Consider the following 13,852-nt stretch of genomic DNA (forward strand, 5'->3'; position numbering starts at 1 on the left):
GCCCTTTCAATCGATCACCGCCAGGATCACGCTCGACACCTTGAACACCGCCCCGGCGCGCACGCCCTCGGCCAAGCCCATCGTGCGCACCGACTCGGCCGTGACCACCGCCACGGCGCTGCGGCCGTGGCCGAGATCGAGCGTCACCTCGGCGTTCACCGGCCCGTCGACGATGCGCGAGACCGTGCCCCAGAAACGATTGCGGGCGCTGATGCGCAAGGTGTCGTCGGCCACCAGCATCACCGACGAGGCCTTGACCATCGCCACCACCTCGCTTCCGACAGCCAGGCCCAGCAACCCCGCAGACTCCTGTGTCACGACCGCAGCGAGCGACAGGCGCTCGTCGAGGCGGATCACCACCTCCACGTCCACCGGCCCAACGCGCAGCGCACTCACGCTGCCGGCGAACTGGTTGCGGGCACTGCTGCGCAAGGCCAGGCGGCGCAGCAGGCGTTCGAAGCTGGCGGCGTCGCCTTCGGGCATGTGCGCGAGCAGCGCCGCCGCCCGGTCCAGCCCGCGTTGCGACTCGGCCTGCATCGCCCGGTAGAGCGCGACCACGCGCCGCCCGTGTTCGGTGAGGCGGGTGCCACCGCCCGCCTTGCCCCCGGTGCTGCGCTCGACCAGGGGCTGCTCGGCGAGGTTGTTCATCGCGTCGACCGCGTCCCACGCGGCCTTGTACGACAGCGGCACCTGCTTGGCCGCCTGTGTGATGGAGCCATGTTCGCCGATGGCTTCGAGCAGGCGCACGCGCGTGTCGCCAAGGTAGGCGCCCGCGTCGGTGCGGATGTCGAGCTGGCCGGTGAGGCGTGGTGGGGCGGATGGGCGTGTCATGGGAGAAGCCCCGCAACAGAGTCGCTATATACCCACTAATATAGCGCCTTGGAACCGCCGAGGCGGCCCCACCAATCAGCCGCCCGCGCGCACGCCCAGCTTGAAGCCGATCATGGCCCGCAGCTTGTTGGGCACCACCGGCTTGATGAGCAAGTGGAAGTCGTGCTCGGCCGCTTCGCCGTCGTGCTGGGTCATGGTCGAGCCGGTGACCATGATGGCCGGCATGGCCTGGCCGAATCGCGCCCGCAGCGCCTGGATCACCTCGATGCCGGTGTGGCCCTGCTCCAGGCGGTAGTCGACGATCAGCAGATCGGGGCGCTCGCCGATGGGGTCGGCGTTGAGCGCCCAGGCGCGGCTTTCCTGGGCCGTCTCGAACGACGCCACGCGGGCGCCCCAGCCGCGCAGCAGGACTTCCAGCCCACCGCGCACCGCCGGCTCGTCTTCCACCACCACGATGAAGCGGTGGTCGAGCGTGAGGCCGATGGGCAGCTTGCTGCGCACGCCGCTCGGCTCACGCGCACGCGGCGCCTTGCCCGTCGGCAGCGTGAACGAAAAAACCGACCCACGCCCGGGCACCGAGCGCAGCGTCAGTGGCGACTGCATGAGCCCCGCCAGGCGCTTCACGATCGCAAGCCCCAGGCCCAGGCCTTTGCGCTGCTGCGGGGTGAGCGATTCGCTGTAGGGCACCTGGTAGAACTCTTCGAAGATGTGCTCCTGCTCGCGCTCGCGGATGCCCACGCCGGTGTCCCACACCTGCAGCAGCAACTGGCCGTTGCGGCGGCGGCAGCTCACGAGCACCGTGCCGTCGTTGGTGTAGCGGATCGCGTTCGAGACGAGGTTGCGCAGGATGCGCTCGACGAGCACCGGGTCGGCATGCAGGTTGTGCTGCGCCCCACGGAAGCGCAGCGCCAGGCCCTTCTCGAAGGCCACCGGCTCGAAGTGCAGGCGCAGCTTGCGGAAGATGTCGCCCACGTTGAAATGCTCGGGCGTGACGTCGACGCCGCCGGTGTCGATGCGGGTGATGTCGAGCAGTTCGGAAAAGAGCCCTTCGAGCGCGTCGACCGAGCCGTTGATGCTGGCCACGAGCTGAGTCACTTCTTCGTCGTGGCTGCGCTGGCGCAAGGCTTCGGCGAAGAGGCCCATCGCATGCAGCGGCTGGCGCAGGTCGTGGCTCGCGGCGGCGAAGAACTGGGTCTTCGCGCGGTTGGCCACCTCAGCCTCCTGCCGCGCGGCCTCGGCTGCGGCTTTTTCGGCGCGCAGCTGGACGGTGAGCTGGTCGAGGCGCACCTTGATCTGCACCAGGTTTTCGTTGTTCTTGCGGTAGAGGCGCGCCAGCATGATCGTGATGCCGAAGATCACGACCAGGTAGGCAGCCAGCATGAGGTTGGGCGTGTCGCCGGGCAGCGCCACCCGCACCACCAGCGGGGTGAGGCACAAGGCGCAGAACTCGAAGAAGGTGTTGTGCTGCGGCGAGAGGATCTGCATGCCCGCCATGCAGTAGCTGTAGATGGTGAGGATGAGCGTCAGCTGCTCGGCCGCGCCGCCATAGGGGTAGAAGAACCAGGCGGCCGTGCCCCACAGGCAGCCCGCCACGAGCGTGGTGGCACGCCAGGCCTGGTACCAGCGCAGCAGTGCTTCGCGTTCATTGCTGCGGCGCTTCTTGAAGCCGCGGTACATGTACGAACGCGCGGCGCCCAGGGCCCCCAGCCCGATGAGCCAGGCCACCATGCCCGCCCTCGGCACGAGCGACCAGTACTGCGCGACGGTGACGATCACCCCCACCACCATCGCCACGGTGGTGATGGGCAGGTAGGCGTAGAGGTCGCTCACGCGCTCGGCCGAGGCCTGGTTGTCGAGCATCGTGCGGGTGGCGGGGTCGAACCCCGTGCCGCCGGCCTGCACCTCGCCCATCGGCGCCGACTTTTCCGGGCTGGGGGCGACTGGCATGCGTGTGGCGCCCGGCCGTCTCAGGTGGTCTGGCCGTTGCGCAGCACGGAGAAGTCGCCGTGCTGCTGGATCATCTGGCTCACCGCCAGCACGGCCTGGGTGCGAGAGCTCACGTTGAGCGCGCGCAGCACTGCGGCGACGTGGTCTTTCACCGTCTCGACCGAGAGGCCAAGCTCGCGCGCGATCAGCTTGTTGGGGTGGCCCTTGAGCAGCAGGGCCAGCACGTCGGTCTGTCGCGGCGTGAGCCCGAGAGAGGCCAGGCTCGGTTGCTTCTGGAAGCTGCCGTCGCTCGCCTCCTTGTTGACCACGTGCAGCGGGCCGGGCGCGGTGGGTGCGGCGTCGGTGCTGCGCCGGCCGGTGACGGCCGACTCACTCGACATGCTCATCGTCGGCACGTAGATGCCGCCCGACATCACCACATGCAGTGCCTCGAAAAGGGTCTCGTTGGTGGCGCGCTTGGGCACGAAGCCCATAGCGCCGAGGTCGATGGAGCGGATCACGTCGCTCACGCGGTCGGAGGCCGACACCACCACCACCGGCAGGGCCGGGTAGCCGGAGCGGAACTCGGTGAGGAGGTCGAAGCCGTTTTCGTCGCCCAGCTGCAGGTCGAGCAGCACGAGGTCGAAATCGTCGTCTCGCTGCAGCGCTTCGCGCGCCGCGCGGCCGCTGCCGGCACCGACCACGTTGACGTGGTCGCCCAGGCCCTTGATGACCGTTTGCAGCGCCGACAGGATCAGCGGGTGGTCATCGACCAGCAGCACCTTCATGGTTCCCCCCCGGGAGTTTTAAGCAGCCGGCATCGTATGCGAGCGGTGGGGGGCGCCCACACCCTCCGAATGGGGAAAACACGGGCCCCGGCCTGGGCGGGATGACCGCTTCAGGCCAAAAGTTCACGCATAGCGCCGGGCCAGCGATTCGGCCACGCAGACCGGCTTGTCGGAGCCTTCGCGCTCCATCGTGCATTCAACCGTCATCTGTGCCCCGCCATCGAGCGGGATGTATTCGATGAGCTTGAAGCGGCCGCGCACCTTGCTGCCGGCCGGCACGGGCGACGGAAAGCGGACCTTGTTCAGCCCGTAGTTGACGCCCATGCGCGTCTCGTTGACGCGGAAGGCCTTGGCCGTCATCTCGGGCAGCAGGCTCAACGTGAGGAAGCCGTGCGCGATGGTCGTGCCGAAGGGGCCGCTCTTGGCGCGTTCGACATCGAGGTGGATCCACTGGTGGTCGCCGGTCGCTTCGGCGAACTTGTTGATCTGCTCCTGCGTGATCGTCATCCACTCGCTCACGCCCAGCTCCTGGCCGACGAGGGGTTGCAGGTCAGAGATCTTCTCGAACGTTCTCATGCATTGATCCAGGTGATGAGGGGTTGCCATTGCTCCAGGTCGCGCTCGACCCGGCTGGGCGCCACATCCCACAACGTGAGGCCACGTGCGGCGAGGTGAACGTAATTTTGAGTGTCGCGCAGGAAGGCGACGACAGGCGTCTCCAAGGTGCCAAGGAAGCTGCGCAGCTGGTCGGCCGAGATCGTGCCCTCGCGGATGCGCATGCCGATCACGCCGACCTCGACCTTGTCGCTGCGGCGGCTCTTCAACAACTCGCGGATGAAGTCGTGCGTGGCGTGGATGTCGAAGATGCTGGGCTGCAGCGGCACGACGATCTTGTCGGCGATCTTCAGCACCTGCTCCAGCCTTTTCCCATGCAGGCCTGCGGGGGTGTCGAGCACCACGTGCGTCGTGCCCTTGGGCGGGCGCACGATCTCGTCTTGGGCTACATCCCAGCCCGCGATCTGGGGCAAACCCTCGGGCCGGAGCTTGAGCCAGGTGCGGGCCGACTGCTGCCGGTCCACGTCGCCCAGCATCACCGCATGCCCCTGATGGGCCAGCAGCCCCGCGATGTTGGTGGACAAGGTGCTCTTGCCCACGCCACCTTTCGGATTGGCGACCACGATCACCGGCATGCAATTCCCCTTGGTGTGCTCTGGAGGGTGGCGCGGAACCTGCAGCCCCGCACCGCAGACGCTGTTTGCGGTTATGTTAACGGGCACTTTTCAGCACCCACCTCAAGACTTACCCATCATTTCATGGCCGATGCGACAGACATCCTCGTGATCAGCGCCCACCCGCAAATGGAGCTGTCGCGCGTGAACCGGCGCCTGCACGAGGCCGCCGGCGCGGCGCCGCGTGCCCAGGTGCGCGACCTCTATGCGCTCTACCCCGACTACCTGATCGACGTCGCCGCCGAGCAGGCCGCGCTCGCCGTGGCGCCGCTCGTGGTGTGGCTGCACCCGATCCACTGGTACCACATGCCCCCGCTGATGAAGCTGTGGGTCGACGAGGTCTTCGCCTATGGCTGGGCCTACGGGCCGGGCGGCACCGCCCTGCAGGGCAAGGACCTCTGGCTCGTCACGAGCACCGGCGGGCCTGAAGACTCTTACCACCCCACCGGCTACAACCGCTACCACTTCGACGCCTTCCTGCCGCCCTACGAACAGACCGCCTCGCTGTGCGGCATGCGCTTCCTGCCGCCGATGGTGCTGCACGGCGCCCACCGCACCAGCCCCCGCGAGCTGGACCACCAGGCCGACATGCTCGTCGACCGCCTCGCGAGCTACCCCAATTGGCCCGAACTCGAAGGGCTGGAGCAATGCCTCGCCTGCGAGGTGCCGCCCTCGGCGCGCCCCGCGGCCGTCGCACCCCTGCCTCTGGAGCGCGTCTGATGGAACACGGCGGTTGGCTCACCGGCAGCCTGATCTACCTCGCGGCCGCGGTACTCGCGGTGCCACTGGCAAAGAAACTCGGGCTCGGGTCCATCATCGGCTACCTCGCAGCCGGCATCGCGATCGGGCCCTGGGGACTGCGCCTGGTGACAGACCCGCAGGACATGCTGCACTTCGCCGAGTTCGGCGTGGTGCTGATGCTGTTCCTCGTCGGCCTGGAGCTGGAGCCGCGCCGGCTGTGGTCCTTGCGCAAGCCGATCTTCGGCTGGGGCAGCGTGCAGCTCTTCGGTTCCACCGTGCTGCTGCTCGCGGTGGGCGTGGCCGCCGGCGTCACGTGGCAGATCGCGCTGGTGGCGGCGCTCGGCCTCGCCATGTCGTCGACCGCCATCGGCCTGGGTGTGCTGGCCGAGCGCAACCTGATGGCCACCACCGGCGGGCAGAGCCTCCTGAGCGTGGCGCTACTGCAGGACATCGCGGCCATTCCCATCCTCGCGCTGGTGCCACTGCTGGCGGCGAGCACGGGCCAATCCGACGGCAACGCCTGGCTCGGCGCGCTCAAGGCGGTGGGCGTGATCGCCACCATCGTGCTCGGCGGCCGCCTGCTGCTGCGCCCCGCACTGCGCTGGATCGCCCGCAGCGACACACCCGAAATCTTCACCGCCGCCTCGCTGCTGCTGGTGGTGGCCACCGCGGCGCTGATGCAGGCGGTCGGCCTGTCGATGGCGCTCGGCGCCTTCCTGGCCGGTGTGCTGCTCGCCGAGAGCGAATACCGCCGCGAGCTGGAAACCGACATCGAGCCCTTCAAGGGCCTCTTGCTCGGCCTCTTCTTCATTGCCGTCGGCATGAGCATCGACTTCATGGTGGTGATGAAGCAGCCGTTCCTTATCGCCGGCATGGTGCTCGCATTCCTCGCGCTCAAGGCCGCCGTGCTGTGGGGCATGGGCCGCGCGATGCCACTGCCCAAGCCGGAGCGGCCGGTGTTCATCATCCTGCTGGCGCAAGGCGGCGAGTTCGGCTTCGTGGTGTTCCAGACCGCCGCGCAGGCCGGTGTGATCGACGCGCCCACCTCCTCGCTGCTCGTGGCCGCGGTGGCGATCTCGATGCTGCTCACGCCGCTCTTGCTGGTGGCCGCCGACAAGTGGTGGATCCCGCTGCTTGCGCAGCACAAGCAGCTGCAGATGGAAGAGATCCACGAGCCTCAGCACGCGCCAGTGATCATCGCGGGCTTCGGCCGCTACGGCCAGATCGTGGGCCGCCTCATCTTCGCCAACGGCATCGCCGCCACGGTGCTCGACCACGACGCCGAGCAGGTCGAAGGCGTGCGCCGCTTCGGCTGGCCCGCCTTCTATGGCGACGCGACCCGGCTCGACCTGATGCGCACTGCCGGGGCCGACAAGGCGCATGTGCTGGTGATCGCCATCGACGACGTGGAGCAAAGCCTCAAGGTTGCCGACATGGCCCGCGAGCACTTCCCGCATCTGCACATCGTGGCCCGCGCCCGCAACGTGACGCACTACTACGGCCTGCGTGAGCGCGGCGTCACGCTGATCGAACGCGAGACGCTCGATTCGGCGCTGATGAGCGGGCGCAGCGTGCTGGAGCTGCTGGGCTGGCAGCCGCACCAGGCGCGCAACCTCGCGCTGCGCTTCCGCAAGCACAGCATCGAGCTGCTCGAAGAGATGCGCCTGCACCAGGAAAACGAAGACCAGCTCATCGCCGTGGCCAAACAGGGGCGCCAACAATTGGAGCAACTCTGGGCCAAGGAGCGCGAAGAGGCGCAGACGCGCAAGCGCACCGGCAGCTGGAACCCGGACGCGTCGACGACGCCCGGCGAAGGAATCACCCCATGAACCAGAACACCCTGCGCACCCACAGCTTCCGCGCGCTGCAACCCGGCAAGCGCCTGATCGTGCTCGGCGCCGTGCACGGCAACGAGACCTGCGGCACCCGCGCCATCGAGCGCATCCTGCCCGAGCTCGACAGCGGCGCACTCAAGATCGTGCGCGGCAGCGTGACCTTCGTGCCGGTGACCAACCCGCTCGCCTACTCGAAAGGCCAGCGTGCCGGTGACCGCAACCTCAACCGCAACCTGCGGCCCAACGCCCAGCCGCAGGACTACGAGGACCGCATCGCCAACGCGCTGTGCCCCCTGCTCGCCGAGCACGAGGTGCTGCTGGACCTGCACTCCTTCCACACCAGTGGCGAGCCTTTCGCAATGATTGGCCCGGCCGACAACAACGGGCCGCTCGAGCCGTTCTCGCACGCTGCCGAAGAAGAAGCGCTCGCGCTGCGCCTCGGCCCGCGCCGCATCGTCGAAGGCTGGCTCGACACCTACGCCGCGGGCGTCAAGAACCGCCTGCAGCGCAGCGCCCCCAGCCAGCGTGCGCAGATGCTCAGCACCGACCCGAGCTACGGCGTGGGCACCACCGAATACATGCGCACGCAGGGCGGCTACGCGATCACGCTCGAATGCGGCCAGCACCAGGACCCGAAGGCGCCCGAGGTGGGCTACCGCGCGATCCGTGCGACGCTGGCGCAGCTGGGCCTGGTGGACGAAGCCCCACCTCCCGCGCGCACCGACATCGAGTTCCTGCGCTTGGCCGAGGTGACCGACCTGCACGACCCCGGAGACCGTTTCGCGAAGGCCTGGGCCAGCTACGACCCGCTGCGCGCGGGTGAGCTGATCGGCTCGCGGGCCGACGGCACGGAATTGCGCGCGCCGGCCGATGGGTTCATCGTGTTTCCGAACCCCGCGGCCCTCCCGGGCAACGAGTGGTTCTACTTTGCGCAGCGGAGCTCGCGCCCGCTGCGCCCCTGAAGCTCAATACGCCGCTTCGAAGATCGCTTCGATCTCGGGCTGGGTGAGCTTGCGCGGGTTGGTCGCACCCGAGCCGTCCTTCATCGCATTGACGGCCATCAGCGGGAAGTCTTCGCGCTTCACGCCCAGCTCCGACAGCTTGGCCGGAATGCCAACCGCACGCGCCAGGTCGTGCATTGCCTTCACGGCCGCGTGGGCTGCGGCCTCGACGCTCATGTCGATGGTGTTGACCCCCAGCGCACGGGCCACGTCGGCCAGGCGCGGCGCACAGGCGCTCACGTTGGCCGCCTCGACGTGCGGCAGCAGCAGCGCGTTGCACACGCCGTGCGGCAGGTTGTACTGGCCGCCCAGCTGGTGCGCCATCGCATGCACGTAGCCGAGGAAGGCGTTGTTGAACGCCATGCCGGCGAGGAACTGCGCGGCGGTCATGTTCTCGCGCGCTTCGATGTCTTCCTTGCCATTGGACACGGCGCGCGGCAGGTACTGGCCGATCAGCTTGATGGCGTGCAGCGCGCAGGCGTCGGTCACCGGCGTGGCGAGCTTCGACACATAGGCCTCGACGGCGTGCGTCAGCGCGTCCATGCCGGTGGCGGCGGTGAGCGAGGGCGGCATGCCGCGCATCAGCTCGGGGTCGTTGACCGAGATCAGCGGGGCGAGCTGCCGGTCGACGATGTTCATCTTGAGGTGCTTGGTCTCTTCGGTGATCACCGCGAAGCGCGTGATCTCGCTGGCGGTGCCGGCGGTGGTGTTGATCGCGATGAGCGCGAGCGGCGCCTTCTTGACCTTGTCGGCCCCGCGGTAGTCCATCACCTCGCCTCCGTTGGTGGCGAGCACCGCGATCACCTTCGCGCAGTCGTGCGGCGAGCCGCCGCCGAGCGAGATGATGCAGTCGGCGCCGGCCTGCTTCTGCGCGGCGAGGCCGGCGTTCACGTTCGACACCGTCGGGTTGGGCTGCACGCCGTCGAACACGGTCACTGCCACGCCGCGCTCGCGCAGCAGCGAGGCCACCTTCTCGGTGACGCCGAGCGCGGTGAGCGGCGCGTCGGTCACGATCAGCGCGTGCTGGTAGCCGCGCGACTGCACGAGGCTCATTGCATCGGGCAGGCAGCCGGCGCCCATGATGTTTTCGGCGGTCATGAGGAATTGGCGGGTGGGCATGGGAGCTCCTTGTGTTTTGAGGGAAGGCGGGGACAACAAAACCCGGCATTCTCCCTGAAAGTGCACGGTCGTGCGAACACTCGACTCCGGGTGACGCGTGACAATCCGAGGCATGTTTGCGCCCTCTCAACATGACGTGCGCCGCTTCTTCTGCGAAGCCTTTCGCAAGCGGCGCGAGCAGCTCCCCCTGACCCCGATGGAAACGGTGGCCGCCGATTGGATCGACCGGCATCCTGAATACCACGCCGAACTCGACGACGTGGAAGAAGCGGTGGCCCGCAACTACGCGGTGGAGAGCGGCCGCACCAACCCCTTCCTGCACCTGTCGATGCACCTGTCGATCAGCGAGCAGGTGAGCATCGACCAGCCACACGGCATCAAGCAGGCCTACGAGCTGCTCGCCGCCAGGCTGGGCTCGGCGCACGACGCGCAGCACGAGGTGATGGAGTGCCTGGGCAAGATGATGTGGGAGTCGCAGCGCAGCGGGCTGCCGCCCGACGGGCACGCCTACATCGACTGCGTGCGCCGGCGGGCTACTCGCTGATCGGCTCGCTCAGCGCAAGCCGTCGTACAGGAGCTTCGCGCCGGCCAGGAACATCCCCGTGTAGGCCAGCCGGTAGAACCACGCCGGGTCGATGCGCCGGGTGAGCCCGACGCCCAGCCAGACGCCGAGGGGCGCGAGCGGCATCAGCACCAGCGAGGTGGCGAGGTTGCGCATGTCGAAGAGGCCCAGCCAGGCATACGGCACGCACTTCGTCAGGTTCACCACCCCGAAGAAGACGGCCACCGTGGCCGCCATGGTGATCGGCGCCAGCCGCAGCGGCAGCACGTAGGCGCTGATGGGCGGGCCACCCGCGTGGGAGACGAAGCTCGTGAAGCCCGAGGCGATGCCGAGCACGAAACCCAAAGGCTTCGACGGCACGGCCGCTTCGGCCTGGGGCGGGAAGAAGAGCCGCTGCGCGAGGAAGAGCAGCGTCAGCGCGCCCACCACCGCCGACACCGTCTTGCCCGAGAGCACGCCGAAGAGCGCCGTGCCCACGGCGATGCCGATCAGCCCTGCGGGCACCAGCAGCCGCAGCAGCGCACGGTCTTGCTGGCGCCACAGCTGCTGCAGGCCGGTCGCGTCCATCACCAGCAGCAACGGCAGCATGATGGCCGCCGCCTGCGGCACCGGCACGGAGAGCGCCATGAGCGGCACCGCCAGCGCGCCGAAGCCGCTCAGGAAGCCGCTCTTGGCCAGGCCGGTGAGCAGCACCGCCGGTATCGCGACCAGGTAGAAGCCGGGGTCGGTGATGAGGTCGAGACCCATGGTCATGGTGGCCTAGAGATAGCGGGCCCACATCGCATTGCTGAGCTTGCCGGCCGGGTCGACGCGGCGCTTGAGCGTGCGCAGTTGCGCGGCCTCGGGGTAGGCGCGGTCGAACTGCGCCTGGCTCGCATGCAGCTGGTAGGGCAGGTAGTAGCGGCCGTCGTGGGCGAGCACGAGGTCGATCAGCTCACGCGTCCAGCGGCCCACGGCCTCTTGTGCGGCGGCGTGGGTGCGCTGCTTGTAATAGAGCACGAAGGAGAACACCTCTTCGCGCGCCCACGGCAGCAGCGAGAGCGCATCGGCCGGCGAGTGCCGCACCGAGATGTTGAGGGCCATCACGTCGTGCTGCCGGAGTACCTGCGCCATGCCACGTGCGAAGGCCACGAAATGGCGAACGGGAACGAAGTACTCCTGCAGCACGTAGGTCGAGAGGCTGCGTGTGCGCGGCTCCAATTCGGCCACGTCGAGGCTCGCCTCGTGATTGCGCCACCTCACCGCGGGGCTTGCGGTCAGCAGCGGGTGCAGGATCGACTTGCGCACCTTGGCGCCACCGGGCAGCTCGGTCAGCGCCCACACGACGTTCTGCTCGAGTGCGTATCGCTGGCCACGCGGCACCAGGCGCGCGGCTTCGGTGAGCGGCTCGTCGGTCTCGCGCCAGGTCACGGCTACCGGCAGGTCGAAGTGCGGGGGCAGCAGGTCGGCGTTGTGCATCACGCTCGCCTTGTCGCCGGCCACGGCGTGTTGGAAGAAGTCGGGATACGCCTCGAGCGGCACCTTCTGCACGACGCGCTTGATGCGCACATTGGGCACGAGATCGAGTTCGACCTCGGTGATCGCCCCCACCGCCCCATAGCCGCCGATGGCGGCGCGGAAGAGCTCCGGGTGCTGCTCCCGGGTGGTTTCGACCACGGCGCCGTCGGCCCGCACCAGCTGCAGGGCCCGCACCGAATGGCCGACGCCGCCGTTGCCCACATAGCGACCGTGCGCGTTGACCGACACAGCCCCGCCCACCGTGAAGTTGGCGTAGCTCTGCATGGTCTTGGCCGAGAGGCCCAGCGGGTCGATCAGGTCTTGCAGGTCGCGCCAGCGCATGCCGGCCTGTACTCGGGCCCGAAGGACCTCGGGCTTGAGCCAGACGAGCCGGTTCATCTCGCGCAGGTCGAGGTGCAGGCCCCCGGCGATGGCGACTTGGCCGCCCATGCTGTAGCGGCCGCCGCCGATCGACACCTGGCCGGGCCAGGCGCGCAGCAGGCCCGAGACCTCGGCCGCGCTGCGCGGGGTTTCGATGCGCGCCACCTTCACCGTGTAGAGCCCGGTGACGTTGGGCACCAGCAGCTCGCGGGGCGCTTCGGCCCGGCCAGGCAGCGCCTTCAGCACACCGGCGCTCGCCAGCGCCTGGCAATGCCGGCGCCGGGTCAGCGCGGGCGAGTTCACTTCACGGTGACCCAGCGCCACTCCAGCCAGTTGTCGGGGCGGTGCACCGCCTCCACGTTGGCCCGAGCCGCCCAGGGGATGACCTGGCGGTGCAGCGGGATGTTGAGCACGAGTTCGTTGTGGCGCGCGAGCGCGGCCTTCACGAGCTGCTCGCGCTTCTTCGGGTCGGCTTCCTTGCTGGAGGCTGCGGCCAGCTCTTCGAGCTTCGCGTCTTTCGCATTGCCGAAGTTCCACGAGCCCACGCCACCTTCACCGCGGGCACGCAGCATCGGCGTGAAGGTGGTCTCGGCGTCGGTGATCGCGCCGCCCCAGCCCAGCATGTACATCGAGGTGTCGAGCTTCTGGATCTTGGGGAAATAGGTGACACGCGGCATCGCGTTGACGCGCACCTTCACGTTGAGCCGCGCCCACATCGAGGCCAGCGTCTGGCAGATCTCTTCGTCGTTGATGTAGCGGTTGTTGGGGCAGTCGAGCGTCACCTCGAAGCCTTGCGGATAGCCGGCTTCGGCCATCAGCTTCTTCGCGCCTTCCAGGTCGTAAGGCAGCCGCTTCTCGAGCGCCGGGTCGTTGTAGGTGCCGAGCGGCGACGGGGTGATGGCCCCGGTGGGCGCCGCCTGGCCGCGCATCAGCTTGGTCTTGATGGTCTCGATGTCGATGGCCTGGTAGAGCGCCTTTCGCACGCGCACGTCCTTGAACGGGTTCTTGCCCTTCACGTTGCTGTAGAGCAGCTCGTCGCGGTGCTGGTCCATGCCGATGAAGACGATGCGGTTCTCGGGGCCGTCGACGACCTTCACGCCGGCCGTGTTGCGCAAGCGCGGCAGGTCTTGCGGCGCCGGGTCGAGCACGAAGTCGATTTCGCCGGAGATGAGCGCGGCCACGCGTGTGGCATCGCTCTTGATGGGGGTGTAGACGACCTCCTGCACGTTGCCGTCGAACTTGCCCCACCAGTTGGGGTTGCGCTTGTAGACGGTCTTCACGTCGGGCTGGCGCGAGACGAGGATGAACGGGCCGGTGCCGTTCGTGTGGAACGATGCGTAGCCCTCTTCCTTGTTCTTGAAGTCGATCGGCTTGGTAGCCTTGTTCTTCTCCGCCCACACCTTGCTCATGATGGGCAGGAGGCTGATGTGCTGCAGGAAGATCGGGTTCACCGTGGTCAGGTTGAACTCGACGGTGAGGTTGTCGACCTTCTTCGGCACACCCACCGCGTTGGCGTAGGCGCTGATGTCGGAGGTGGCCTCGCGCCCGCGCAGCACCGAGAACACCACGTCGTCGGCGGTGAAGGGCGTGCCGTCGTGGAACTTGACGTTGGGCCGCAGCTTGAAGCGCCATTGCAGCGGATTCACCTGCGTCCATTCGGTGGCCAGCACCGGCTCGAGCGCCATCTTCTTGTCGCGGTTGACCAGCATCTCGTAGACCTGGCCGTTCATCGCATTGGTGAGCAGCTCGTTCTGCGAGTACGGGTCCATGGTCTGCGCATCGCCCTGCGATGCCCAGCGCAGGGTCTGCGCCGAGGTGGACGTGGCCGCCACCACGAGGCAAAGCATCGACCCAAGAATCGACAGGCTGCGTTTCATTCGCGCTCCCACGGTCAGAGGAAGCCGCGAGTTTAGGAGGCTTTGGCGGCGCGACGCGGGCGAAG

General features: G+C 68.1%; 13 protein-coding genes. 4 read left to right on the plus strand and 9 right to left on the minus strand.

Features of this window, described 5'->3' with window-relative positions; genetic code table 11:
* Positions 1 to 6 precede the first annotated feature (6 nt).
* From RXV79_RS19910 to RXV79_RS19930, 5 genes are all read right to left on the minus strand, one after another.
* Positions 7 to 831 carry a TOBE domain-containing protein gene (locus RXV79_RS19910; protein WP_316699843.1) on the minus strand — a complete coding sequence of 275 codons (825 nt, stop codon included), beginning with the start codon at positions 829 to 831 and terminating at the stop codon, positions 7 to 9.
* A gap of 75 nt (positions 832 to 906) precedes the next feature.
* A complete protein-coding gene (locus tag RXV79_RS19915; protein ID WP_316699844.1) occupies positions 907 to 2,778 on the minus strand; it encodes an ATP-binding response regulator in 1,872 nt (623 codons plus the stop codon).
* Between the two features lie 20 nt (positions 2,779 to 2,798).
* Positions 2,799 to 3,545: a response regulator gene (locus RXV79_RS19920; RefSeq protein WP_316699845.1), complete on the minus strand. Its 747-nt coding sequence runs from the start codon at positions 3,543 to 3,545 to the stop codon at positions 2,799 to 2,801.
* 123 nt (positions 3,546 to 3,668) lie between these two features.
* Positions 3,669 to 4,121 (minus strand): MaoC family dehydratase, encoded by a 453-nt coding sequence (locus RXV79_RS19925; protein ID WP_316699846.1) that lies wholly within the window; start codon positions 4,119 to 4,121, stop codon positions 3,669 to 3,671.
* On the minus strand, positions 4,118 to 4,735 hold the full coding sequence (locus RXV79_RS19930) for a ParA family protein (RefSeq protein WP_316699847.1): 618 nt from the start codon (positions 4,733 to 4,735) through the stop codon (positions 4,118 to 4,120). Before RXV79_RS19930 ends, RXV79_RS19925 begins: the two co-directional genes overlap by 4 nt.
* A 123-nt stretch (positions 4,736 to 4,858) precedes the next feature.
* Between RXV79_RS19930 and RXV79_RS19935 the strand changes: the two genes are divergently transcribed.
* The 3 genes from RXV79_RS19935 to RXV79_RS19945 are packed head-to-tail and all read left to right on the plus strand — an operon-like array spanning position 4,859 to position 8,312.
* Entirely contained in the window at positions 4,859 to 5,494 is a 636-nt protein-coding gene (locus RXV79_RS19935; protein ID WP_316699848.1) for a glutathione-regulated potassium-efflux system oxidoreductase KefF, read from the plus strand.
* Positions 5,494 to 7,344: a glutathione-regulated potassium-efflux system protein KefC gene (gene kefC, locus RXV79_RS19940; protein WP_316699849.1), complete on the plus strand. Its 1,851-nt coding sequence runs from the start codon at positions 5,494 to 5,496 to the stop codon at positions 7,342 to 7,344. Before RXV79_RS19935 ends, kefC begins: the two co-directional genes overlap by 1 nt.
* Positions 7,341 to 8,312 carry a M14 family metallopeptidase gene (locus RXV79_RS19945; protein WP_316699850.1) on the plus strand — a complete coding sequence of 324 codons (972 nt, stop codon included), beginning with the start codon at positions 7,341 to 7,343 and terminating at the stop codon, positions 8,310 to 8,312. The genes kefC and RXV79_RS19945 overlap by 4 nt, the downstream gene beginning before the upstream one ends.
* 3 nt (positions 8,313 to 8,315) lie before the next feature.
* Here RXV79_RS19945 and RXV79_RS19950 read toward each other — a convergent pair whose 3' ends face one another.
* The gene (locus tag RXV79_RS19950) at positions 8,316 to 9,470 is read right to left on the minus strand and encodes an iron-containing alcohol dehydrogenase (RefSeq protein WP_316699851.1); all 1,155 of its coding nucleotides are present in this window, start codon (positions 9,468 to 9,470) and stop codon (positions 8,316 to 8,318) included.
* Positions 9,471 to 9,582: 112 nt separating this feature from the next.
* Between RXV79_RS19950 and RXV79_RS19955 the strand changes: the two genes are divergently transcribed.
* A complete protein-coding gene (locus RXV79_RS19955) occupies positions 9,583 to 10,014 on the plus strand; it encodes a DUF1841 family protein (protein WP_316699852.1) in 432 nt (143 codons plus the stop codon).
* 9 nt (positions 10,015 to 10,023) lie between these two features.
* On the opposite strand, the gene RXV79_RS19960 is transcribed toward RXV79_RS19955, so the two are convergent.
* The 3 genes from RXV79_RS19960 to RXV79_RS19970 are packed head-to-tail and all read right to left on the minus strand — an operon-like array spanning position 10,024 to position 13,787.
* Positions 10,024 to 10,779, minus strand: a complete 756-nt coding sequence (locus tag RXV79_RS19960; RefSeq protein ID WP_316699853.1) for a sulfite exporter TauE/SafE family protein — start codon at positions 10,777 to 10,779, stop codon at positions 10,024 to 10,026.
* A gap of 12 nt (positions 10,780 to 10,791) precedes the next feature.
* Positions 10,792 to 12,213 carry an FAD-binding oxidoreductase gene (locus RXV79_RS19965; RefSeq protein WP_316699854.1) on the minus strand — a complete coding sequence of 474 codons (1,422 nt, stop codon included), beginning with the start codon at positions 12,211 to 12,213 and terminating at the stop codon, positions 10,792 to 10,794.
* Complete coding sequence (locus RXV79_RS19970; RefSeq protein ID WP_316699855.1) at positions 12,210 to 13,787, minus strand: ABC transporter substrate-binding protein; 1,578 nt, start codon at positions 13,785 to 13,787, stop codon at positions 12,210 to 12,212. Before RXV79_RS19970 ends, RXV79_RS19965 begins: the two co-directional genes overlap by 4 nt.
* Positions 13,788 to 13,852: the final 65 nt, after the last annotated feature.

This window comes from Piscinibacter gummiphilus (assembly GCF_032681285.1).
Classification (GTDB): domain Bacteria; phylum Pseudomonadota; class Gammaproteobacteria; order Burkholderiales; family Burkholderiaceae_C; genus Rhizobacter; species Rhizobacter gummiphilus_A.